Below are 21,341 nucleotides of genomic sequence, written 5' to 3'. Positions count from 1 at the left end.
GCCGCGGAGCTTCCAGCCGCGGAGCTTCCAGCCGCGGAGCTTCCAGCCGCGGAGCTTCCAGCCGCGGAGCCTCCGGCCGCGGAGCCTCCGGCCGTGGAGGCGCGGGAAGGCCTCCCGGCGGCGATGACTCCCGGGCATGCGGGCTTGGTCAGCTGTGGAATCCATCGATTCCGGGGTGGACGGAGTGCGGTCACGGTTTTTGGCGGGTGTGACGATGCCACGTCCGGCATCAGCTCCGGGCTTGCCACCAATCCCACCTTCCTGCGCTTCAGTCACGGTGAGGCGGTCCTGACGGATGTGCGGCTATCGCGGAGCTTCTTCGACCTCGGGCCGTTCCGCAGCCAGCATGCCGTGGTTGATGGTCCCGCGGTTCGCCTCGGAGATGAGCTGAGCGCGAACTTCTACCTTCCGCTGCCGGTGGAAGTGCAGCGTTCGGACGGCATCTATCCTTTGGTCCACGAAGGACGCTTCAGTGCCTCCATGGACTTCGGCAACAGGCCCACCGTGGAGCATCGTCTGGCAACGTCCATCACGGTCACGCCGAACACTGCGGACGGAACAGTGGAACTGGAGCTGGACTTCGACGGCGCCGAAACCTCGTACGCCCTGGAGCTGACCTTCCGCGCGGGTGGGCAGCTCAGCGGGGTGGAGGAGGCAGGCGCTGGGTCCGGGACATTCCAGCTGACCTCCGGGACGGGTGCCTACCGTGTGGGGAACGACGTGATCGAGTTTGGCCCCGGCAACGCAGCAGACCCGGACTGCCCGCCTGTGTACAACCCGGGGGAGGCCTACCGCTATCCGGGAGGCTCAAACGCCAGCTACGGCGTGAAGGTCTACATCACCGGGCGTACTTCAGGCAGCCACCGGGTGGTGCTGACGGGGAAGAGCGTTTCCTAGCTGGGCAGCAGCTCGGACGGGATGGCGTAGATGAGGACTACGGCCATGAGGTTCTTGGCGGCGTGGACAAAGTAGGAGAACATCAGGTTCTTCCCCGTCCAGACATAGACCGCCACGAGGACCACGGCCATGCCAAGGTACGGCGCCAACGCGGACAGCACCAGTCCCTCGCGGCCCACCACATGGATGGAGGCAAAGACCACCACGGAGATCACGCAGCAGACCCAGATGTTCAGGTACCGCGACAACTTGCCGATCAGCAAATGCCGGAACAGATACTCCTCAACAAAGGGGCCCAGCAGCACCAGCAAGGGCACCATGAGCCATGCAGGCACCTGCTGCAGGAGGCCCTGGATGCCCAGCTGGTTCTCTGAGCTTTGAGCTGTGCCAAAGGCCGCCACCAGCAGGGCCGTGAGAATGAGCATGACCACGATCGCCAAGGGAATCATGCCCAGGGTGAACCATGGCCGGGTGCCCAGGATCTTGAGGTCCCTGCCCATCACCCGCCAGGCTGAGGCCACCGCGAATATTCCGACGCCGGCATAGAAGATGGCGTTGACGGCGTAGGACGCGGTGGCTGGCTCGGGAAAGAGCTGGAGCATCAGCCGCTCCACGGATTCACCCGCGAAGGTGAAGTAGGCGGTAAAGGCGAGGTAGACGGCCACCGCTACGGCGTCAAGGGCAGTGAATCTGTACAAAGATGCTTTGGTGGAAAGAGTGCCCATGTGACCAGCCTAGCTTTGCCGGGTGGCCCTTGCTTGGCTACACTTTTCGGTATGCCTAACTTTTCGTTTCGGCGCGCCAAAGATGTCCGCCGTTTCGCTACTGTCCTCACCGTCATCGCCCTTGCCCTGGGCATCTCCGCCTGTGGCGGGAATTCCTCCGCGGGAGATGATGACAAACCCGTGGTGCTCACAACGTTCACTGTGTTGGCCGACGTCGCCAAGAACGTTGCCGGGGATAAACTCCGGGTCGAGTCCATCACCAAAGCCGGGGCCGAAATCCACGGCTACGAGCCCACCCCCGGCGATATCCGCAAAGCTGCCCAAGCCGACCTGATCCTGGACAACGGGCTCAACCTCGAAGCTTGGTTCGCCCAGTTCGTGGAAGACCTGGACGTGCCGCACGCCGTGGTGAGCGACGGCGTGGAGGTCATGCCCATCGCCGAGGACTCCTATCAGGGAAAACCGAACCCACACGCCTGGATGTCGCCCAAGAACGTCCAGATCTACGCCAACAACATGGCCAAGGCCTTCGCGAAGCTGGATCCATCCCATGCTTCAGAGTTCGAATCCAACGCCAAGGCCTACAACGCCCAACTGCAGACCGTGCAGGACGAGATGGTGTCCAAGCTGTCCGTCCTCTCGGAGAAACAAAGGGCCTTGGTAACCTGCGAAGGCGCCTTCTCCTACCTGGCCCGCGACGCCGGCCTCAAGGAGGTCTACATCTGGGCAGTCAACGCAGAGCAGCAAGCAACGCCACAGCAGATCACCCGGGCCATAGAGTTCGTCAAGGACAACCAGGTTCCGGCGGTGTTCTGTGAATCCACTGTCTCGGATGCTCCCATGCAGCAGGTGGTGGGTGCCACCGAAGCCAAGTTCGGTGGGACGCTGTACGTCGATTCCCTGTCCGAGGCTGACGGGCCTGTTCCCACCTACCTGGACCTCATGCGCCACGACGCCAAGGTCATCACCACTGCATTGACAGGAGGAACGCCATGAGCACCCCCGCGATCGCCGTAGAGAACGTCACCGTCCACTACGGTGAAGTCCTGGCCCTGGATTCTGCGTCCCTGACCCTGGAGCATTCCAGGATCTGCGGCCTGGTGGGGATGAACGGCTCGGGCAAATCCACCCTGTTCAAAGTCATCATGGGCATGGTGAAACCCGATTCCGGCCGGGTGCTCATCCACGGAGAGCCGCCCGTGAAAATGCGCAAGGACGCCGGGATCGGCTACGTCCCCCAGAGCGAGGACGTGGACTGGGCCTTCCCCTTGTCCGTCCGGGACGTGGTGATGATGGGCCGCTACGGGCACCTTGGATTCACGCGCCGGCCCCGCAAAGCCGACCGGGACGCCGTCGAGCACGCCTTGGAACGGGTGGAGCTGAGCGAGTTCGCCGACCGGCAGATCGGCCAGCTGTCCGGCGGACAGAAGAAGAGGGCCTTCGTGGCCCGTGGCATTGCCCAGGGTGCCACCATGATGCTGCTGGATGAGCCATTCGCAGGCGTGGACAAACGGTCCGAGGCCACCATCACCCGGCTCCTCCGTGAGCTGGCGGAAGACGGCGCCACCATCCTGATCTCCACCCACGACCTCCACGCCTTGCCCCAGCTCTGCGACGAAGCCGTGCTGCTGATGCGCAAGGTGCTTATGCATGGAAGTCCTGACACCGTGCTCCAACCTGAGAACCTGGCCATGGCCTTCGGCCTCGACGTCATGAACAGGGGCTGAACCGTGGAATTCCTGCTGGAACCCCTGAGCTACGACTTCATGGTGCGGGCGCTCGCAACCACGGCCATCGCCGCGGTGGTCTGTGCGGTGCTGAGTTGCTGGCTCGTCCTGATCGGCTGGTCCCTCATGGGCGACGCCGTCTCGCATGCGGTGCTTCCCGGCGTCGTCCTCGCGTACATCGTGGGTGCGCCGTTCGCGTTGGGGGCGTTGGTGTTCGCGCTGATCGCGGTGACGTTGATCGGGGTGGTCCGCAACACGAGCCGGGTGAAGGAAGACGCTGCGATCGGCATCGTGTTCACCTCGCTGTTCGCGCTCGGCCTGGTCCTGATCTCCGTGACCCCGAGCCAAACCGACCTGAACCACATCATCTTCGGCAACCTGCTGGGCGTCAGCATCCCCGACCTCATCCAGGTGGTGGTGCTGGGCGTGGTGGCCTTTGCGATCCTGATCCTCAAACGCCGCGACCTCACGTTGTACGCCTTCGATCCCACGCATGCGCACGCGATCGGCCTCTCGCCCCGCAGGCTTGGCGCACTGTTGTTGGGTTTGTTGGCACTGACCTCGGTGGTTGCGCTGCAGACTGTGGGCGTGGTGTTGGTGGTCGCCATGCTGATCATCCCTGGTGCCACCGCCTACCTGCTGACGGACCGGTTCTCGCGGATGCTGGTTATTGCACCGGTGATTTCCGTGGTGTGCTCCGTGGCCGGCATCTACCTCAGCTACTACCTGGACACAGCATCGGGGGCCATGGTGGTGCTCACCCAAGGCGTGGTGTTCGCGTTCGTCTATCTGTTCAGCCCGCGGCAGGGGCTGATCGGTACGCGGCTGGCCAAAGCGCGCCGGAAGCGGGCCACGGCAACGGCGTAGCTCAGGCGTGCGCTGTTGCGGGTGAGCGCGTCACCGTGATGTCGCCGTAGGCGTTGCGGGCACGGATCTCTACTGTGTCCGTGGATTCGCCAGGTCCATGGGTGGCGTCGAGTGCGTTGCGTAACCGTCCATATTTGGTCTTGAGGTCAAGCCAGGCCGCAGTGCCTTGGCGCACGCCGATGGACAGCGCGCCCGCTGCCGTCTGGGCGGTGAGGGTGCCGGCAGAAACTTCGCCCACCGTGATGTCGCCGCTGGATGCCTTGATGATGGTGGATGCACCGGCCCGTTCCAAGGAGACGTCGCCATTGGCAGCGCTGATGCTGAGCTCGCCGGCGGCATCCATGATGTAGGTGCTCCCGTTGCCGTTTTTGACCGTGGCAACGCCGTCAATTTCGCGGATTCGGATCTTGCCTGAACCGGTCTTGATCCTGGACCGTCCTGAGGCGCGTTCCACGGTCACGTCACCCAGGTCCGTGTGGGCACGGAGCTCGCCGCAGTGGTCAATCCGGATGTGGCCCAAGTCGGTCTTCAGGTCAGCGGTGCTGAATTCGCCGTCGCAGCGGAGGTCGCCCATGGCCGACTTCAACTCCAGGCTGCAGCCGTTGGGAACTTCCACGGTGACCTCCACGGCGCCGCCGTCGCTGAACCACGTATGGCGGATCGCGGGATGGAGCCTGATCTGAAGGCGGCCATCCGAGTAGTCCACAGTGGTCTGTTCGGCCATCCTGGCATCCAGGGAGCGTTTGGCTTTGCGTGGCTGGACGGTGACTTCGGTGTCGGTGCGGTCCCGCGCCACGACCCAGATATCTGCGCGGACGGAAACATCAACCACGACGGCGAAGGGTTGCGGAGTCTGGAAGGTTGCCATCAGCGTGCCCATCCTGTGAAGTTCTGTTCGCCGGGTTCGCGGGGTACCTTCCGTTGGGAAGGGCTGCCGCCGTTGAGGGCATCTGCGACAGCCCTGATCAGCCACGAGTTCACAGATAGCCCTTCCTGTCCGGCGGCATCCTCAACTTGCTGCTTGAGGTGCTCCGGGAGCCGTAGCGTGGTGCGGGAAGTGCCGGCGCCATCGAGGTCTTCGGGCGTAATGGTGCGTTGGCGCGGTTGTTCCGTTGCGGCCTCGAAGTCGTTGGCGGTGGCTGGATTGCTGACCACGAATTCGGGGTCGCGGCCGCGGAGCCTCACCTCCACCGAGCCCGGGGCAAGCTCCAGGGTGATCTCGCTGGCCGCGTCGGAGAGAGCCTCGAGGAGGACCAGGCGCACCGTGGATTCCACCGCGGCGGTGAGCCGCTCGCTGAGGGCCCTTGCCTCCGGACCTCCGGCGTCGGCGGCAGTGTCCAGTTGGTGCTGGACGGCGGAGACGTACTGGTTGAGCTGCATGACACCATCATGACGTCACTATGGTGTCATTGCAAGAGTTTTCGGTTTCAACGTGGTGTCACCCGCGGTGCCCCGGCTTGACGGCGCCGCGTTCGCCGGGCAGGCTGGAGCGATGAAGTCTTGAGCGCAGCCCCTTATCTGCGGCTGCATCCCCAGTACCCACACGGCTTTTGGCCACCCACTGCGGACTTGCGAGGATACCTCTTGACTGACCACCTTTACCTTTCCGGCGTTTCCCACGGCTACGGGGACCGCGAACTTCTCACCAACGTTGACCTCGTCATCCACCACGGCGAGCACGTGGCGATCGTCGGCGAGAACGGCGCGGGCAAATCCACGCTGTTGCGGCTGCTGTCCGGCGCGGAAACGCCCGACGACGGCGCGGCCGGCCTGAGCGGCAATCCCGGCTACCGCGTGGGCTACCTCGCGCAGACCCATGGTTTCTCCGAGTCGGTGACCGTAGGAGATGCCATCGATTCCTCCCTGGCTTCGCTGCGTTCCCTTGAAGCCCGCATCCTTGACCTCGAATCAGGCCTGGCCGACGCCGACACCGAGGAACTTGAACTCTATGGAAGCCTGCAAACGGAGTATCAACTCCGCGAGGGCTACGCTGCCGAATCGCGGGTGGAAGCAGCGCTGGACAAGTTGGGGCTGGGAGGCTTGGACCGCCGTCGAACACTTGGTTCTTTGTCCGGCGGCGAGCAGGAACGGGTGGCCCTGGCATGCCTGCTGGCCGATCCTGCCGAAGCGTTGCTCCTGGACGAGCCCACCAACCACCTTGACGCGAACGGTACCGCCTGGCTTGAGTCCCGATTGGCCGGGCATCGCGGCACGGTGGTAGTGGTCTCGCACGACCGTGTCCTGCTGCGCAAGGTCGCCACCACCATCATCGAAGTGGACGCCGACCGCCGGTCCGTGAACCGCTACGGGAACGGCTACGAAGGCTACCTCCGCGAGAAAGCCGCCGAACGTGCCCGTTGGGTCCAGGAGTACGACGAATGGCTGGATGCCATGGCTGCCGAACGGCTCCAAGCTGCCACCGTTGCCGACCGTATGGGCTACGGACGCAAGCGCGACAACGACAAGATGGGCTTCTCGTTCAAGGCCGGAACCTGGCAGAGCGCGGTCACCAGCAAGGTGCGCAACGCCCAGGAACGGCTCCGCCGGCTCGAAGAGAACCCGGTGGACCGCCCACCGGTGCCGCTGACACTGGCAGCTCCGCTGGGTTCTGTGACAGAGGTGATGTCCGAACCAGCACTGGAAGCCCACGGCATCAGCGTCCCGGGGAGGCTTGAACCCACCGACCTTAGGGTTGAAGCCGGCCAGAAGGTACTCATCACCGGGCCCAACGGAGCCGGCAAATCCACGCTGCTGTCCGTATTGACGGGGAACCTGGAACCGGCCGCGGGGTCGGTGAACGTCCGCGGCAAGGTGGGGTACCTGCAGCAAGAGCTCGACGTTCCCACGCGTCCGGGGCTGCGGTTGCTTCCCGCATTCGCCGCGGGGCTCGGTGGGAACATCGATGAACACGCGGAGGGCTTGCTTCGCCTGGGTCTTTTCCGGCCCGCCGAGTTCCACGTGCCCGTAGGTGGCCTGTCCGCGGGGCAGCAACGCCGCCTCGCCTTGGCCCGGCTGCTCTTGGGCGGGTACCAAACAATGATTGTGGACGAGCCCACCAATCATCTGGCACCCGTCTTGGTGGAACAGCTGGAGGCAGCATTGGCGTCGTTCGCCGGGACCCTGGTGATCGTGAGCCACGACCGCGCCCTGGGTGAGTGGTTCGATCACTGTGCCCGCGTTGACGGCGGCCGTACCGCCGGCTCCGGCCGGGGCGCTTTGGCAGGTTCGTGGGTCCGCTACGGGATGCAGGGCGGCGAACTGCTGTAGTCCGCGTTGCGCTGGTGAGCTCTCCGCAAACGGATCGTTACCCCCTGTCCTGCGGGTGGAAACACGGCATCGAGCGTCTTGAAACAACGGCGGAGCACCATGGGAAGGGAACCGGCCGAAAGGACTTGTCCCGTGATCATCCAGAATCTCTTCCTGCAGGGCATCTACCACTTCGAAGGTACCGGGCTGGATAAACCGGTTCCCATCCACGCTGAACTTTCGCACTTTGTTCCAGATGGCGTGGTCAACCAGACGCTGTACTTCCGGGGCGGCAATTCCAGCCCTGAACTGATCACCCTGGTGTTGATGCGCGACCGTATTCCCCTGCGCTATTTCCCCATCGGGGCCAAGGGCGATGTCCACATCCCGCTCAGGGTGGTGGAAGACACCGAAGGCGGGTCCGTGATCGAACTGTTCATCGTGGCCCCTGCCGGAGTGCGGGGAACCGTGGTGGTGGATCTCGGCATGGTGGAGCACTGATGAAAAAGCGGCTGGTAGTGATCGGAAACGGCATGGCCGGCGCCCGGGCCGTGGAGGAGATCCTTGCCCGGGGTGGCGGCGACCTCTTCGACATCACCATGTTCGGAGACGAGCCTTACGGGAACTACAACCGAATCATGCTCAGCCACGTCCTGTCCGGCGAGGAAAGCGATGCGGACATCTTCCTCAATGCCCTGCCCTGGTACCAGGAGAACAACATCACCCTCCACGCCGGGGTCCGCGTGGATCGGATCGACAAGTTCAGCCGGCATGTTTTCGCCGCCGATGGCCGCGTGGTCCAGTACGACCACCTGATCATCGCCACGGGCAGCCGCTCCTTCCTGCCACCCATGGATGGCATCTACACCCCCAGCGGGACGGTCCGGAACGGCGTCTTCACCTTCCGGACCATGGACGACACCCGCAGGATGATCCAGTTTGCCCAAGACCAGCACCATCGCGATCAGCAAAGCAGGGCCGTGGTGATCGGCGGTGGATTGCTGGGGTTGGAGGCAGCACGGGGGTTGCAGGCCTACGGCCTGGACGTCGCCGTGGTCCACTCGGGCGGGCACCTGATGAGCGCCCAGATGGGGCCCGACGGCGGTGCAATACTGCGGCGAAGCGTCGAGGCGCTGGGCATCGGGGTGCACACCGGAAGCCGGACCACGGCGATCCTGGGATCGGACCGTATCACCGCGGTGGGCCTGCGCGATCAACCCAACCTGGACTGCGACATGGTGGTGGTCACCGCAGGCATCAGACCCAACGTGGATGTCGCCGTCGTCAGTGGTTTGGCAGTGGAGCGCGGAATCGTGGTGGATGACCACCTGCGGGTGATGGACGAAGAGGAGATCTACGCCGTGGGGGAGTGCGTCCAGCACCGCGGCGAGGTGTACGGGCTGGTGGCGCCTTTGTGGGAGCAGGCCGCCGTGCTGGCCGACCACGTCACGGGCGTGGACCGCTCGTCGATGTATCTGGGGTCCAGGACCGCCACCAAACTGAAGGTGGCCGGCGTCGACGTCGCTTCCATGGGGCTTCATGGCCCGGAACGGGACAGCGACGAGCACATCGTGTTCTCCGAACCCAGCCGCGGAGTCTTCAAGTCGATCGTGATCAGGGACAACAAAATGGTGGGTGCCACGCTGCTGGGTGACAGCCGGAAGGTGGCCTACCTGACCCAGGCTTTTGATCAAGGCTTGCCCCTTCCGGAGGAGCGGCTCTCGCTGATGTTCGACCTCGGGTCACCGGGGGAGGAAGAGAGTGTTGCCGAGCTGGCGGACAGCGCCCAGGTCTGCAATTGCAACGGCGTCTCCAAGGGCGCGTTGGTCTCCGCAGTTCGCGGCGGGTGCGCTTCGGTATCCGCTGCCATGGACGCCACCCGGGCTGGAAAAGGCTGCGGATCGTGCAAGCTCATGGTCACCCAGGTGGTGGAGTGGGCGGCCGGCGGTGCTGTGGAGGAGGACCCGGCAGCCACCTACTACGTTCCCGGAATTCCGCTGGACAAGGCCTCCCTGATGGCTGAGATCCGGTCTCGTGGGCTTCGTTCCGTGTCAGAGGTCTTTGCCGCCCTGGCTCCGGGCAGTGCTGAGGATGCCAAATCCAAGATGGGGCTGGCGTCGCTGATGAAAATGATGCTGGCCGGGGACTACGTGGACGAACGCGACGCGCGGTTCATCAACGACCGCGTCCACGCCAACATCCAGCGCGATGGCACCTTCTCCGTGGTCCCGCAGATGAAGGGCGGGGTGACTTCGGTGCAGCAGCTCCGGCGGATCGCGGACGTCGCCGAGAAGCACAACATTCCCCTGATCAAGCTGACCGGCGGGCAAAGAATCGATCTCCTGGGGGTGCCCAAGGAAGAGCTTCCGCAGGTCTGGGCCGATCTGGACATGCCGTCCGGGTACGCCTACGGCAAGAGTTTCCGCACGGTTAAGACCTGTGTAGGGAAGGACTATTGCCGGTTCGGAACAGGGGACTCCACGGGATTGGGGATCGGGTTGGAGTCCAGGTTCCAGGGAATTGAAGCGCCGGCAAAGCTGAAACTCGCCGTCTCCGGCTGCCCCCGCAACTGTGCGGAGTCCCTGGTCAAAGACGTGGGTGTGGTGGCCGTGGAAGGTGGCCGCTGGGAAATTTACGTCGGAGGAGCAGCCGGTGCCCATATCCGCAAGGGTGATCTCCTGGTCACGGTGGACACGCCCGAGGAAGTCACGCTGCTGACAGGCCGGTTCATGCAGTACTACCGGGAGAACGCCAACTGGCTGGAACGGACCTATGCGTTCGTGCCACGGGTGGGGATCGAGCACATCCGCAGCGTCATCCTGGACGATTCCGAAGGGATCGCAGCCCGCCTGGACGCTTCCATGCAAGCTTCGGTGGACAGCTACGTGGACCCGTGGAGCGAACGCGACGACCCCCTGACGCCTGGCCAATTCCGGACCTCCCTGCCCCTGACCGTCCTTCCACAGGTGCCGGTCCGATGAATGCGCAGCCAGTGAGCGCCGAATCCGTGTCCGGCGTCGGATCGAACATTCAGCACCTTCTAGGCCCCCTTGACCAAATCCCGTTCGGTGAGGGCCGGGCCTTCGGGATCGACGGCGAGCAGGTAGCGGTGTTCCGCCTGCGGGATGGAAACCTGCGGGCAGTCTCGGGTGTTTGCCCGCACAAAGGTGGCCCGATCGCGGACGGCACCATCGACCAGCAAGTGGTGATGTGCCCGCTTCATCAACACGCTTTCGAACTCCAATCAGGCTGCTCCACCACCGGCGCCAAACCCTTGCGGACCTACAGAGTCTTCGCAGATGAGGCCGGGAATATTGTGCTGGACATGGGCTGAACGGTGTCGGGATCCAGAGGTGTTTTGGCCCTTATCCACAGCTCCTTGTTGCCTGCGTCACGGGCATTGGGGTTAATCCCGTAAGATAGACGGGTTGCGCGAAGCTTCGGCGTTCTGCGTTCTTTGTCACACTTCGGCTCCTCCAAAGGGGAAAAGGTCGAATTATGTGTGCCAAAGCCGCCCGTGTTCCGGCACTGGCGTAACACCTACAGCAACACCCCAACCCACAAGGAACAGCTGTGCCGCAAAGTACTCCCACAGATCTCCAGAGCTCCAAGGCCTCATCTGCAGCCTCGGACTCCAACCTCAGCGCCGAGGGATATCAGAAGACCCTGAGCCGCCGTCACGTCACCATGATCGCCATGGGTGGCGCAATCGGCGTCGGTCTGTTCATGGGCGCCGGTGGCCGTCTGGCTTCCACTGGTCCGGCCCTGATCTTCTCCTACGCCATTGCCGGCGTCATCGCTTACCTGCTGATGCGCGCCCTCGGCGAACTCATCATGTACCGCCAGACCTCCGGCTCCTTCGTGAGCTACGCCGGCGAAATGTTCGGCAAGAAGGGCGCCTTCCTCTCCGGTTGGATGTACTTCATCAACTGGGCCATGACAGGCATTGCTGAGCTCATCGCGATCGGCCTCTACTTCCAGTTCTTCTTCCCCAACGTGCCCATCGAACTGTCCGCCATCGCAGCACTGGTGCTGCTGGTGGCCGTGAACCTGTTCAGCGTCAAGGCGTTCGGCGAGTTCGAATTCTGGGCTTCCTGCCTCAAGGTCGCGGCCATCGTGATTTTCCTGGCTGTTGGCACGTTCATGGTTGTTACCAACGCCAAGGTGGGCGACGGTAACGCCTCTGTGGCCAACCTCTTCCACGAAGACGGCGGCATGTTCCCCAAGGGTGGGCTGGTGATGATCCTGGTCCTCAACGCCGTGATCTTCGCCTACAACGCCATCGAGCTCGTTGGGATCACCGCAGGCGAGATGCAGAACCCGGAACGCGAAGTTCCCAAGGCGATCCGCGCCGTCGTGGTCCGTATTGTGGTCTTCTACGTTGGTTCGGTGACGCTGCTCGCAATGCTGCTGCCGTCCGATCAGTACGTAGCCGGTACCTCGCCCTTCGTTACTGTGTTCGGCCAGATGGGCCTCGGCTGGATGGGCGACGTCATGAACATGATCGTCATCACCGCCGCGCTGTCCTCCTGCAACTCGGGCCTGTACTCGATCGGCCGTATCTTCCGCACCATGGCCAACAACGGCCATGCCCCGCAGTGGCTCACCAAGATGTCCACCCGCCATGTGCCCTACGCGGCCATCCTGGCGATCGGTGGCGTCTACCTCGTCGGTATCCTGCTCAACATCTGGCTGGGTGGCTCGCACGCGTTCGACCTCGCACTGAACACGGCCTCCATCGGCGTGATCTTCACGTGGGGTTCCATCTTCGCGAGCCAGATTGCCCTGCGGAAGAAGCGCGGCAACGTCTCCAGCCTGCCGATGCCCGGTTCGCCGTGGACCAGCTGGGTGGGGCTCATCGCCCTGCTGGCGATCACCGTGCTGATCGGTTTCGACTCCATGACGGACAAGGAAACCGGCGAGGTCTTCCTGCTGGGCCTGTGGACCCTCGCGACCATCCCGTTCTTCGCCCTGGTGCTGTGGCTCGGCTGGCAGAAGGTCAAGAACAACGAACCCAAGAGCGAGCTCTTCAGCTAAGACTCCTCTGGTTTCCAGCGTTTCAAACGTACGACGGCGCGTGCCTCCTTTCGGGGGCACGCGCCGTTTTCGTTGTGCGGGCTCCGTGTTGCGGGGCCCGCTTTGCCCCCTAAAACGGGGTGTGAAGCGTGCAGAGCGGGCCTCGCAATGAAATCAGCCTGCTTTGCGGGGCCTGCTGTGCGGCCTAGCCGAGCTTGGGGACCAACACCGGGGTGCTCTTCTTGTAGGCCTCGTACCCGGCCTCGCCGCCCCAGGTTTTGTCGGCCTTCTTCTCCAGCAGGGGGATGCCGCTGACCTTGGTGAGCAGGAGTGTCACGAAGATCGGGGAGATCAGTGCGACCCACTGCCAGCCTTGGAGCACCGGGATGGCGATGATGGCCACCCCGGTCCACAGGAGGATCTCGCCGAAGTAGTTGGGGTGCCTGGACTTGGACCACAGTCCGGTGGAGATGAACTTTCCCTTGTTGGCGGGGTTGGCCTTGAACCGGCTCTTCTGCAGGTCGGCCACGATCTCGATGACGAATCCTGCCGCCCACACCACGAATCCGAGGACGGCCAGCCAGTCCAAAGCCACCCGGTTGGTGCTGGTGATGGCCACCCAGGCCGCTGCGGCAGTGAAGACCACCCAGAGTCCTTGCATGGTCCAGACATTGAGGAAGCGGACGAATGATGGCTTGATCTCGTCGAAGCGGTCGTCCTTGCCGGACTTATGGATCCGCCGGGACAGGAAGGTTCCCAGGCGGAGGGCCCACGCGGCAACCATGGCCGCGAGGAGCAGCGATCGGGCATCAATTCCAGGTGTGGCAAGCACCAGCAGGACGGTGATGGCTACATAGGTCAGTGAGCCGGTCAGGTCGAAGTACTTCTCTGTCTGTGCTTTGAAGGACGGGATGAAGACAAGCCATTGAATGATGAACGCGACGGCGACTGCGGCGGCGAAGACCGGTATCCCGGCCAGGCTTGCTCCGTGGTGGCTTCCGGCCGCGGCGACGAGTCCGCCCAGCAGCACCACCACGGGAAGGGCTATGAGGCCCTTCCTCTCTGAATCCTTCACGACATTGTTCCTTTCACGGCGGCTTCAGCGGCGGTTCCCCACAACGCCGATTCCCTAGCCCGTTTGATGTTCAAACTAATTTGATTACTATATAACCATGCAAAACCATGGAAAGGCTACCGGAGAGTTGGCCCACCCGACCTCCCGGACCTTGCAAGGTCTTTTTGGCCTGGCTAACGAGACCGAACGCGAGGTAGCCCGGGCGCTCGGAATCAACCTCACTGACTACAGGGCGCTCACCGTCCTGGCTGATTCGGGGCCCGTCACCGTGGGGGCCCTCGCCTCGGACTTGGGTGCTACAGCGGCCACCACTACTGCGCTGGTCAGTCGTTTGGAGTCGCACGGGTACGTCGAGCGCCTGCGCAGCACGGAAGACCGTCGACAGGTGCACGTCAACGTCACCAGTTCGGCATCCCTCCAGGTCAAAGACCTGCTGCAGCCACTCTTGTCTGCTGCCACTGCGCACGTGGACGCGCTGCCTGAGGAGCACCAAGCCGTCGTCGGGGATTTTCTCGACGCCCTCCTGGGCCTGATGCAGGAGCACCTGCAATCCCTTTCAGCTGAGGGTGCCCGTTGAGAGAATTCACCTCCCCGCCGCTGGTTGACGCCGCCAAGCACCGCAACGCCACCGAGTTGCTCATGCAGCGCGTCCGGACGAACCCCGGGCACATCGCTTTTGAAGTCCGTGCGGCAGCGGCGGCCATCACAGATCCGTGGCGGCAAGTCACCACGGAGCAGTTCGTGGACGAGGTCAGGGCACTGGCCAAGGGTTTCATCGCGGCCGGTATCCAGCCGGGGGAGTCCCTGGCCATCATGTCCCCCACCCGCTACGAGTGGGCACTGGCCGACATGGCGGCCTGGTTCGCCGGCGCCGTCGTGGTTCCCGTCTACGAAACCTCAGCGGCACCGCAGGTGACGGCGATCCTGGCCGATGCCGACGTCAGGCTTGCCGTGGGCGGCACGGCGGAGCACGCCGCTTTGCTGGAGCAGGGTTTCAGCAACGCAGGAATCCAGCCACTGGGGATCTGGACCATTGATGCCTGGCCGGGATCGGACCTGGCAGATTTGGTGGCCCGCGGCGTCGGGATCCCGGACAGCACCGTGGAGGAGCGCCGCTTGCTGGCCGATCTCGACTCCGTTGCCACCATCGTGTACACCTCGGGCACCACGGCGGCGCCCAAGGGTGCGCTCATCACCCACGGCAACTTCGTGGGGCAGGTCCTGAACGTCGCCGGAGCCTACACGGAGGTGGTCCGCGAGGGTGGAAACACCATCATCTTCCTGCCCATGGCCCATGTCCTGGCGCGCGGGCTCCAGCTGATCTGCCTGGCCAACGGCATGCGGATTGCCCACCTCTCAGATCCTCGGGACGTGGTGCCCGCGCTGGGCGCCTTGAAGCCCACGTTCTTGGTGGTGGTTCCGCGTGTGCTGCAGAAAATCCAGGCATCGGCCGCTGCGGCCGCAACTCAAAAACGGTTGGGTCCCGTGTGGGCTTTGGCGCAAAGCACGGCAGTGGAGTGGGGCCGGTTTGCCGAAGCGCACGACGCCGATCCTACCGTCCGTGCCTCCGCCGGCCTCCGCATCCGGCGGGCTCTGTTCGACCGCCTTTTCTACGCCCGGCTGCGGAAGGTGGTGGGCGGACGCCTCGATTACCTGTTGTCCGGCGCCGGGGCGCTCGATGCGGAGCTGTCCCTTTTCTTCCGAGGACTCGGACTTCCAGTGATCGAAGGCTACGGCCTCACGGAAACTACAGCCCCACTGACGGGGAACCTCCCCGGCTCCATCAACTCGGGATCCGTGGGCGTCCCCATGCCCGGTACCACCGTGCGTCTGTCAGGCCAAGGTGAAGTCCTGGCCCGCGGTGTGGGCGTCTTTGCCGGCTACCGTCGGCAGGCGGACAACGCCGAAGCGTTCCTCGACGGCTACTTCCGGACCGGGGACCTCGGCGAGCTGGACCACCTGGGCCGGCTCACCTTGAAGGGCCGGATCAAGGACGTCATTGTCACCGCCGGCGGGAAGACCATCTCCCCGGCCATTTGGGAAGGCTATGTTGAAGGCGACCCGCTGGTTGCCCATGCCGTGATGGTGGGGGAGGGCAAGCCGTACCTCGGTGGGCTGGTGCTGCTGGACCCCGAAACGTTGGCGGCGTGGGCCGAGCGCGAGGGCATCGCGGATCTGAAGGGCCTACGGATCCCCGACGACGGCGGCGCAGTCCAAATCGACGACGTCCGGCTTCTCGCAGTGATTGGCAAGGCCGTCAGTGCTGCGAACGCGAAAATCGCACGCTCCGAGCAGGTGCGCCGGTTCGTCTTGCTGCTGACCGACCTCACGGAGGCCAATGGAATCGTGACACCCACCATGAAACTCAAGCGTGGGGCTTTCACCGAACGTGCACGGCACATCGTGGACAGCCTCTACGCTGACACCCGGCGCCAGGGATGAGCCGCGGCATGAAGCGCTGGCTTCTGTCCTACGCGCTGGCAGCCGTGATCTTTGCCGTGATCGACGTCGTATGGATCGTCACCGTGGCGCAGCGGCAGTATGAAAGCCAGATCGGACACCTGATCGCGTCCAGTCCGCAACCAGTGGCGGCCGTGCTGTTCTACGTGGTTTTCGTCGCCGGGATTGTCCACTATGGCGTGCGGCCAGGGAAGACGGACCTCACGCTGGGTCGGCGGGTCGCGGGAGGAGCGTTGTTTGGCTTCTTCACGTACTCCACTTGGGCGTTGACAGCGCTCGCAGTCCTCAAGGACTTCCCGCCGATGGTGGCGGTGACCGACATTGCCTGGGGTGTTGGTGTCTGCGCCGTAGTCACCTGGCTTACCGCATTAATTGGGACTGTCAGGGGTCGGGTCTAGGCTCGATGTATGGAACACACCACCACCCTGACGCAGCACATTAAGGCAGGCCCGGAGAAAGTCTGGGCCGTTATCTCGGACATCCCGGGCTCGGCCGGCACACTCTCCGGCATCGACTCCGTCCAGTTGCTCAGCGAGGGCCCGTACGGCGAAGGTACGCGCTGGAAGGAGACCCGCACCATGATGGGCAAGCAGGAAACCGTCGAAATGTGGGTGTCCCAGGCCGACCCGCCGCGCAGCACTACCGTGAAGGCGCTTCAGGGCGGCGCTGATTACACCTCGCGCTTCACCCTGTCCGAGCGCGACGGCGGTACGGACCTGACGCTGACGTTCGGCGCCGAGGTCCTCAAGCCCTCGTTCCTCAGCAAGGTGGGTATGGCTCTCTTCGGGAAAATCGGCATGAGCATGACGCGCAAGGCCCTCGCCAAGGACCTGACGGAGATCGCAGCGAAGGCGGAATCCCTCTGATGGCGGCTGCGAAGGTTGTGGCCCCTAAGATTTCACCGGTCCGTTTGGAAGAACTGCGCGACGACGACGCTCCGGACTTCCAGCGCGGCGAACGGTATGACGGCGTCAGGTGGACCAAAGTTTCCGCCGACGGAGAAGAGCTGAGTGGCTCCGACTTCATCGAATGCGAACTGAACGGTGTCTCTTTCAACGAGGCGCAGTTGCGGGGCGCAACGTTCCGCGAGTGCATTCTGGCGGAGCCGTACGCGCCGGTCTTCACCGCCGCACGCAGCTCCTGGCAGGACGTGGAAATCAGCAACCCCCGGTGGGGCTCAGCTGAACTCTACGAGGGAAACTGGCGCTCCGTCCGGATCGACGGCGGCAAGCTGGACTATGTGAACCTGCGCGGCTCCAAGCTCATGGACCTCCAGATCTCGGACTGCATCATCAATGAGTTGGATCTCGGTGGCTGCGCCGGGACCAGGATCGCCCTGAAGAATTGCACTATCGGCACCTTGGACGTCACCGGGGCCAAGCTCAAGGATGTTGATCTGCGGACGTCCGAGTTCCGTGGCATCAACGGATTGGCGGGGCTGGCGGGGGTTGTTATCGACGACTACCAACTCAGCCTCATGGCGCCCCTTTTGGCTGGTCACCTCGGCATCCGGGTGGTGTGATCCCGGCTTCCGGGTCCTGTTCGAGGTTAGTGCTGAGCCGTTTCGGCTTGCTTAGGGTCCCAGGCGGGGCGGTGCAACAGATGACGTCAGCTGTTGACCGGCCCGCCGGGCCGTGTAATCTTTATAGAACGAACGGTCGGTATATTATTCCGGGCCGGTCCCTTTCACTTTCGCGAAGGATGTTCTCATGGTCGAGGCTTTTCTTGTTGGCGGCGCACGAACGCCTGTAGGTCGCTACGGTGGGGCGCTGTCCTCCGTCCGCCCGGACGATCTCGCAGCACTGGTGGTCCGGGAAGCAGTGGCGCGTGCCGGCGTCGATCCTGACTCCATTGACGAGGTGATCCTCGGCAACGCCAACGGCGCCGGCGAGGAAAACCGGAACGTGGCCCGTATGGCCACCATTCTTGCCGGACTTCCCCTTCACATCCCGGGCATCACGGTGAACCGGCTCTGCGCTTCCGGCCTCAGCGCGATCATCATGGCCAGCCACATGATCAAGTCCGGTGCCGCTGACATCGTAGTGGCCGGTGGCGTTGAGTCCATGAGCCGCGCCCCGTGGGTTCAGGAGAAGCCCACCACGGCGTTCGCCAAGCCCGGGCAGATCTTCGACACCTCCATCGGCTGGCGCTTCGCCAACCCGCTCTTCACCAAAGGCGAGCTCTCACGCGACGGCAAAATGACCTACTCCATGCCGGAAACGGCCGAGGAAGTAGGCCGAGTGGACAAGATTTCACGTGAGGACGCTGACGCCTTCGCCGTCCGCTCCCACGAGCGCGCACTGGCTGCCATCGCGGGCGGTCGCTTCAAGGACGAAATCGTTCCCGTGACGGTCAAAACCCGGAAGTCCGAGACCGTGGTGGACACCGACGAAGGACCACGTTAGGGCACCACCATGGACGTACTGGCGGGGTTGCGACCCGTTGTGCCCGGTGGATCCGTGGTCACAGCCGGCAACTCGTCCACGCTCAACGACGGCGCCTCGGCCATCATCGTTGCCTCTGAAGCAGCCATCAAGAAGTTCGGATTGACTCCACGCGCCCGCATCGTCGACGGTGCTTCAGCAGGTTGCGAGCCCGAGATCATGGGCATCGGTCCCGTCCCGGCCACGCAGAAGATCCTGGCCCGCACCGGGCTCACCGTGGACCAGTTGGGCGCCGTTGAACTCAACGAAGCTTTCGCCACGCAGTCGCTCGCCAGCATGCGCCGCCTCGGGTTGAACCCCGACATTGTGAACAACGACGGCGGCGCCATCAGTTTGGGGCACCCGCTCGGTTCCAGCGGCTCGCGTATTGCGATCACGCTGCTGGGGCGTATGGAGCGTGAACTCGCCTCCGCCACCGGACCCAGGCTTGGACTGGCGACGATGTGCATCGGCGTTGGACAAGGTACCGCGATGCTGCTGGAAGGCGTGTAATGGCACTGAACCCGGAAGACTTCACCACCCTCCTCCTTGAGGATCGCGAGGACCGCCTCACAGTCCTGCTGAACCGCCCCGAGGTCCGCAACGCGATTGACCAGACCATGGTGGATGAGCTTCACCAGGTCTGTGCTGCACTGGAGCGGAACCCCAAAGTACTGATCATTGCCGGGACGGACGGGGTGTTCGCCTCCGGCGCCGACATCGGGCAGTTGCGCGAACGGCGCCGTGACGACGCCCTGCAGGGGATCAACTCCACCATCTTTGTCCGGATCGCCAAGCTTCCCATGCCTGTCATCGCGGCCCTGGACGGATATTGCCTGGGTGGGGGTGCCGAACTCGCCTACGCCGCCGACTTCCGGATCGGGACTCCGAGCGTCAGGATTGGAAACCCGGAGACCGGCCTGGGAATCCTCGCCGCCGCAGGTGCCAGTTGGCGGCTCAAGGAACTTGTGGGAGAACCGAAGGCCAAGGAAATTCTCCTCGCCGGTGCTGTGCTTCGGGCCGAAGAGGCCCTGCGGATCAGCCTCATCACCGAAATCCACGAAGCCCCCGAGCTCATGGAGGCGGCGCACAAACTGGCCGACCGGATCGGACGCCAGGACCCCTTGGCGGTGCGCATCACCAAGTCCGTGTTCCACGCCCCTGCCGAAGCCCACCCGCTGATCGACACCCTGGCCCAGGGAATCCTTTTTGAGTCCCAGGCCAAGTTTGACCGGATGCAGGCTTTCCTTGACAAGAAATCGGCGAAAGCATCGCAAGACACGGACGCATCCGCCGCGTCCGCCTCTTCCGTTCCGACTTCCGGCACCGACGACAGGACCCAGAAATGACCGAAGCTCCCGCCATCCCGCACGTCGTCGGAGTCCTGGGCGGAGGCAGGATGGGTGCCGGCATCGCCCACGCCTTCCTCGTCAAAGGTGCCATTGTGATCGTGGTGGAACGTGATCACGAGGCAGCGGCCGGAGCACAAGGCCGTGTTGCTGACGCCGTTGCCAAGTCCGCCGCCCGAGGGACCCTGAACGAAACTCCTGAGCAAGCGATGTCCCGCTTCAGCACCTCCACGGACTACGAGTCGTTCATCCACTGCGGCCTCGTGGTGGAGGCCGTGCCCGAAGACTATGACCTCAAAGTTTCAGCGCTGAAAGCTGTGGAGGAGCACTTGTCCGCCGATGCTTTCCTGGCCTCCAATACGTCCTCGTTGTCTGTGACCAGCCTGGCCAACGAACTCCGCCGTCCGGCCAACTTCGTGGGCCTGCACTTCTTCAACCCGGTGCCCGCTTCCACCCTCATTGAGGTGGTGCTGGCTGAGAAGACCTCTCCAGGACTCGCTGTTGCGGCGAAAAACTGGACTGAGGCTCTCGGCAAGACCGCCGTCGTCGTCAATGACGCTCCGGGCTTTGCGTCCTCAAGGCTTGGCGTCGCGATTGCCCTCGAGGCGATGCGCATGGTGGAGGAAGGCGTGGCGTCGGCGGAGGACATCGATGCCGCCATGGTCCTGGGCTACAAGCACCCCACGGGCCCTTTGAAAACTACCGACATTGTGGGCTTGGACGTTCGCCTGGGCATTGCCGAATACTTGCATTCCACGCTGGGCGACCGTTTCGCGCCGCCGCAGATCCTGCGCGACAAAGTGGCTCGCGGTGAGCTGGGCCGCAAGACGGGCAAGGGCTTCTTCGACTGGAACGACTGAGCCCCGCGTGCGGTTAGGCTAACCGGGTGACTTCAATCGAACCCATCACCCTGACCGGAAACTTCGTGACGCTGGAACCGTTAAGCCAGGAACACCATGACGGGCTGGTGGATGCAGCCCGCGACGGTGACCTCTGGAAGCTTTGGTACACCTCGGTCCCGACGCCGGACGGCATGGCAGCTGAAATCGATCGCCGCCTGGACTTGCTGGCGAAAGGCTCCATGGTGCCTTTCGCCACGCGCTCCAACGCTACGGGCAAGCTCATCGGCATGACGACGTACATGAACATCGACGCCGTGACTCCTCGCTTGGAAATCGGATCCACATGGAACGCCGCGGCCGCGCACGGCACGGGGACCAACCCGGATTCGAAGCTGCTGCTCCTACGCCACGCTTTCGAGACCCTGGGCTGCCCGGCCGTCGAATTCCGCACGCACTGGATGAACCAGCAGTCCCGCGAAGCCATTGCCCGGCTCGGCGCCAAGCAGGACGGCGTGCTCCGGAATCACTCCCGCAGCGCCGACGGAGCCCTCCGCGACACCGTGGTGTTCTCCATCCTCGAGCACGAATGGCCGGCTGTGCGTAACGGCCTGGAGTTCCGGCTGGAGAAGTACGGCGCGTAGACGAAGAGTGGCCCGGGCGTGCGGCGAGGGGTGAGCTCTCGCCTTTTTAGGTGCGCTGAATGTCCCGAGAGCT

Annotated in this window: 22 protein-coding genes and 1 pseudogene; 18 read left to right on the top strand and 5 right to left on the bottom strand. The window is 63.8% G+C overall.

What is annotated here, in order from left to right:
- The coding region (locus RQH14_RS22660) for a hypothetical protein (protein WP_311215364.1) at positions 1-276 on the bottom strand (276 nt) is incomplete at its 3' end.
- Positions 277-351: 75 nt separating this feature from the next.
- Here RQH14_RS22660 and RQH14_RS22655 point away from each other — a divergent pair.
- Entirely contained in the window at positions 352-897 is a 546-nt protein-coding gene (locus RQH14_RS22655; protein WP_311215363.1) for a hypothetical protein, read from the top strand.
- Here the strand turns inward: RQH14_RS22655 and RQH14_RS22650 are convergent.
- Positions 894-1,622: a CPBP family intramembrane glutamic endopeptidase gene (locus RQH14_RS22650; RefSeq protein WP_311215362.1), complete on the bottom strand. Its 729-nt coding sequence runs from the start codon at positions 1,620-1,622 to the stop codon at positions 894-896. The genes RQH14_RS22655 and RQH14_RS22650 overlap by 4 nt on opposite strands.
- Positions 1,623-1,673: 51 nt before the next feature.
- Between RQH14_RS22650 and RQH14_RS22645 the strand changes: the two genes are divergently transcribed.
- The 3 genes from RQH14_RS22645 to RQH14_RS22635 are packed head-to-tail and all read left to right on the top strand — an operon-like array spanning position 1,674 to position 4,216.
- The gene (locus tag RQH14_RS22645) at positions 1,674-2,618 is read left to right on the top strand and encodes a metal ABC transporter substrate-binding protein (RefSeq protein WP_311215361.1); all 945 of its coding nucleotides are present in this window, start codon (positions 1,674-1,676) and stop codon (positions 2,616-2,618) included.
- Positions 2,615-3,349 (top strand): metal ABC transporter ATP-binding protein, encoded by a 735-nt coding sequence (locus tag RQH14_RS22640; RefSeq protein WP_311215360.1) that lies wholly within the window; start codon positions 2,615-2,617, stop codon positions 3,347-3,349. Before RQH14_RS22645 ends, RQH14_RS22640 begins: the two co-directional genes overlap by 4 nt.
- Before the next feature lie 3 nt (positions 3,350-3,352).
- Positions 3,353-4,216: a metal ABC transporter permease gene (locus RQH14_RS22635; RefSeq protein ID WP_311215359.1), complete on the top strand. Its 864-nt coding sequence runs from the start codon at positions 3,353-3,355 to the stop codon at positions 4,214-4,216.
- Position 4,217: 1 nt separating this feature from the next.
- Here the strand turns inward: RQH14_RS22635 and RQH14_RS22630 are convergent, their stop codons facing one another.
- Positions 4,218-5,084, bottom strand: a complete 867-nt coding sequence (locus RQH14_RS22630) for a DUF4097 family beta strand repeat-containing protein (protein WP_311215358.1) — start codon at positions 5,082-5,084, stop codon at positions 4,218-4,220.
- Entirely contained in the window at positions 5,084-5,596 is a 513-nt protein-coding gene (locus RQH14_RS22625; RefSeq protein WP_311215357.1) for an Arc family DNA-binding protein, read from the bottom strand. Before RQH14_RS22625 ends, RQH14_RS22630 begins: the two co-directional genes overlap by 1 nt.
- 204 nt (positions 5,597-5,800) lie before the next feature.
- On the opposite strand from RQH14_RS22625, the gene RQH14_RS22620 reads away from it, so the two are divergent.
- The 5 genes from RQH14_RS22620 (at position 5,801) to RQH14_RS22600 (ending at position 12,499) form a co-directional block, all read left to right on the top strand.
- A complete protein-coding gene (locus RQH14_RS22620) occupies positions 5,801-7,483 on the top strand; it encodes an ABC-F family ATP-binding cassette domain-containing protein (RefSeq protein ID WP_311215356.1) in 1,683 nt (560 codons plus the stop codon).
- A gap of 132 nt (positions 7,484-7,615) precedes the next feature.
- Entirely contained in the window at positions 7,616-7,963 is a 348-nt protein-coding gene (locus RQH14_RS22615) for a molybdopterin oxidoreductase (protein WP_311215355.1), read from the top strand.
- Positions 7,963-10,443, top strand: coding sequence for a nitrite reductase large subunit NirB (gene nirB / locus RQH14_RS22610; RefSeq protein WP_311215354.1), 2,481 nt, complete (start codon positions 7,963-7,965; stop codon positions 10,441-10,443). Before RQH14_RS22615 ends, nirB begins: the two co-directional genes overlap by 1 nt.
- Positions 10,440-10,796 carry a Rieske (2Fe-2S) protein gene (locus RQH14_RS22605; protein ID WP_311215353.1) on the top strand — a complete coding sequence of 119 codons (357 nt, stop codon included), beginning with the start codon at positions 10,440-10,442 and terminating at the stop codon, positions 10,794-10,796. The genes nirB and RQH14_RS22605 overlap by 4 nt, the downstream gene beginning before the upstream one ends.
- A gap of 239 nt (positions 10,797-11,035) precedes the next feature.
- On the top strand, positions 11,036-12,499 hold the full coding sequence (locus tag RQH14_RS22600) for an amino acid permease (RefSeq protein WP_311215352.1): 1,464 nt from the start codon (positions 11,036-11,038) through the stop codon (positions 12,497-12,499).
- A 184-nt stretch (positions 12,500-12,683) separates the two neighbouring features.
- On the opposite strand, the gene RQH14_RS22595 is transcribed toward RQH14_RS22600, so the two are convergent.
- Complete coding sequence (locus RQH14_RS22595; RefSeq protein ID WP_311215351.1) at positions 12,684-13,553, bottom strand: DUF1295 domain-containing protein; 870 nt, start codon at positions 13,551-13,553, stop codon at positions 12,684-12,686.
- 97 nt (positions 13,554-13,650) lie between these two features.
- Here RQH14_RS22595 and RQH14_RS22590 point away from each other — a divergent pair, with 97 nt between their 5' ends.
- From RQH14_RS22590 to RQH14_RS22550, 9 genes and pseudogenes are all read left to right on the top strand, one after another.
- Positions 13,651-14,130: a MarR family transcriptional regulator gene (locus tag RQH14_RS22590; protein WP_311215350.1), complete on the top strand. Its 480-nt coding sequence runs from the start codon at positions 13,651-13,653 to the stop codon at positions 14,128-14,130.
- Positions 14,127-15,995, top strand: coding sequence for an AMP-dependent synthetase/ligase (locus tag RQH14_RS22585; RefSeq protein WP_311215349.1), 1,869 nt, complete (start codon positions 14,127-14,129; stop codon positions 15,993-15,995). The genes RQH14_RS22590 and RQH14_RS22585 overlap by 4 nt, the downstream gene beginning before the upstream one ends.
- An 8-nt stretch (positions 15,996-16,003) precedes the next feature.
- A complete protein-coding gene (locus RQH14_RS22580) occupies positions 16,004-16,411 on the top strand; it encodes a DUF2177 family protein (protein WP_311215348.1) in 408 nt (135 codons plus the stop codon).
- Between the two features lie 9 nt (positions 16,412-16,420).
- Positions 16,421-16,879, top strand: a complete 459-nt coding sequence (locus RQH14_RS22575) for an SRPBCC family protein (RefSeq protein WP_231340437.1) — start codon at positions 16,421-16,423, stop codon at positions 16,877-16,879.
- Entirely contained in the window at positions 16,879-17,535 is a 657-nt protein-coding gene (locus RQH14_RS22570; RefSeq protein WP_311215347.1) for a pentapeptide repeat-containing protein, read from the top strand. The genes RQH14_RS22575 and RQH14_RS22570 overlap by 1 nt, the downstream gene beginning before the upstream one ends.
- Positions 17,536-17,722: 187 nt before the next feature.
- Positions 17,723-18,949: pseudogene (locus tag RQH14_RS22565) on the top strand (thiolase family protein).
- Positions 18,949-19,785, top strand: coding sequence for an enoyl-CoA hydratase/isomerase family protein (locus RQH14_RS22560; protein ID WP_311215346.1), 837 nt, complete (start codon positions 18,949-18,951; stop codon positions 19,783-19,785). The pseudogene RQH14_RS22565 and the gene RQH14_RS22560 overlap by 1 nt, the downstream one beginning before the upstream one ends.
- The gene (locus tag RQH14_RS22555) at positions 19,782-20,645 is read left to right on the top strand and encodes a 3-hydroxyacyl-CoA dehydrogenase family protein (protein ID WP_311215345.1); all 864 of its coding nucleotides are present in this window, start codon (positions 19,782-19,784) and stop codon (positions 20,643-20,645) included. The genes RQH14_RS22560 and RQH14_RS22555 overlap by 4 nt, the downstream gene beginning before the upstream one ends.
- A 26-nt stretch (positions 20,646-20,671) precedes the next feature.
- Entirely contained in the window at positions 20,672-21,268 is a 597-nt protein-coding gene (locus RQH14_RS22550) for a GNAT family protein (protein WP_311215344.1), read from the top strand.
- The last annotated feature ends 73 nt before the right edge of the window (positions 21,269-21,341 follow it).

The organism is Arthrobacter sp. WCS2018Hpa-7, assembly GCF_031843805.1.
In the GTDB taxonomy this organism is placed as follows: domain Bacteria; phylum Actinomycetota; class Actinomycetes; order Actinomycetales; family Micrococcaceae; genus Arthrobacter.
This window is presented reverse-complemented; position numbering and strand designations above follow the sequence as displayed.

What these genes read in the sequence shown, in the direction of transcription:
- RQH14_RS22650 (WP_311215362.1), bottom strand. Translation starts at nt 1,622, where the DNA reads ATGGGCACTCTTTCCACCAAAGCATCTTTGTACAGATTCACTGCCCTT.
- RQH14_RS22645 (WP_311215361.1), top strand. Translation starts at nt 1,674, where the DNA reads ATGCCTAACTTTTCGTTTCGGCGCGCCAAAGATGTCCGCCGTTTCGCT.
- RQH14_RS22640 (WP_311215360.1), top strand. Translation starts at nt 2,615, where the DNA reads ATGAGCACCCCCGCGATCGCCGTAGAGAACGTCACCGTCCACTACGGT.
- RQH14_RS22630 (WP_311215358.1), bottom strand. Translation starts at nt 5,084, where the DNA reads ATGGCAACCTTCCAGACTCCGCAACCCTTCGCCGTCGTGGTTGATGTT.
- RQH14_RS22625 (WP_311215357.1), bottom strand. Translation starts at nt 5,596, where the DNA reads ATGCAGCTCAACCAGTACGTCTCCGCCGTCCAGCACCAACTGGACACT.
- nirB (WP_311215354.1), top strand. Translation starts at nt 7,963, where the DNA reads ATGAAAAAGCGGCTGGTAGTGATCGGAAACGGCATGGCCGGCGCCCGG.
- RQH14_RS22605 (WP_311215353.1), top strand. Translation starts at nt 10,440, where the DNA reads ATGAATGCGCAGCCAGTGAGCGCCGAATCCGTGTCCGGCGTCGGATCG.
- RQH14_RS22590 (WP_311215350.1), top strand. Translation starts at nt 13,651, where the DNA reads ATGCAAAACCATGGAAAGGCTACCGGAGAGTTGGCCCACCCGACCTCC.
- RQH14_RS22580 (WP_311215348.1), top strand. Translation starts at nt 16,004, where the DNA reads ATGAAGCGCTGGCTTCTGTCCTACGCGCTGGCAGCCGTGATCTTTGCC.
- RQH14_RS22575 (WP_231340437.1), top strand. Translation starts at nt 16,421, where the DNA reads ATGGAACACACCACCACCCTGACGCAGCACATTAAGGCAGGCCCGGAG.
- RQH14_RS22570 (WP_311215347.1), top strand. Translation starts at nt 16,879, where the DNA reads ATGGCGGCTGCGAAGGTTGTGGCCCCTAAGATTTCACCGGTCCGTTTG.
- RQH14_RS22560 (WP_311215346.1), top strand. Translation starts at nt 18,949, where the DNA reads ATGGCACTGAACCCGGAAGACTTCACCACCCTCCTCCTTGAGGATCGC.
- RQH14_RS22555 (WP_311215345.1), top strand. Translation starts at nt 19,782, where the DNA reads ATGACCGAAGCTCCCGCCATCCCGCACGTCGTCGGAGTCCTGGGCGGA.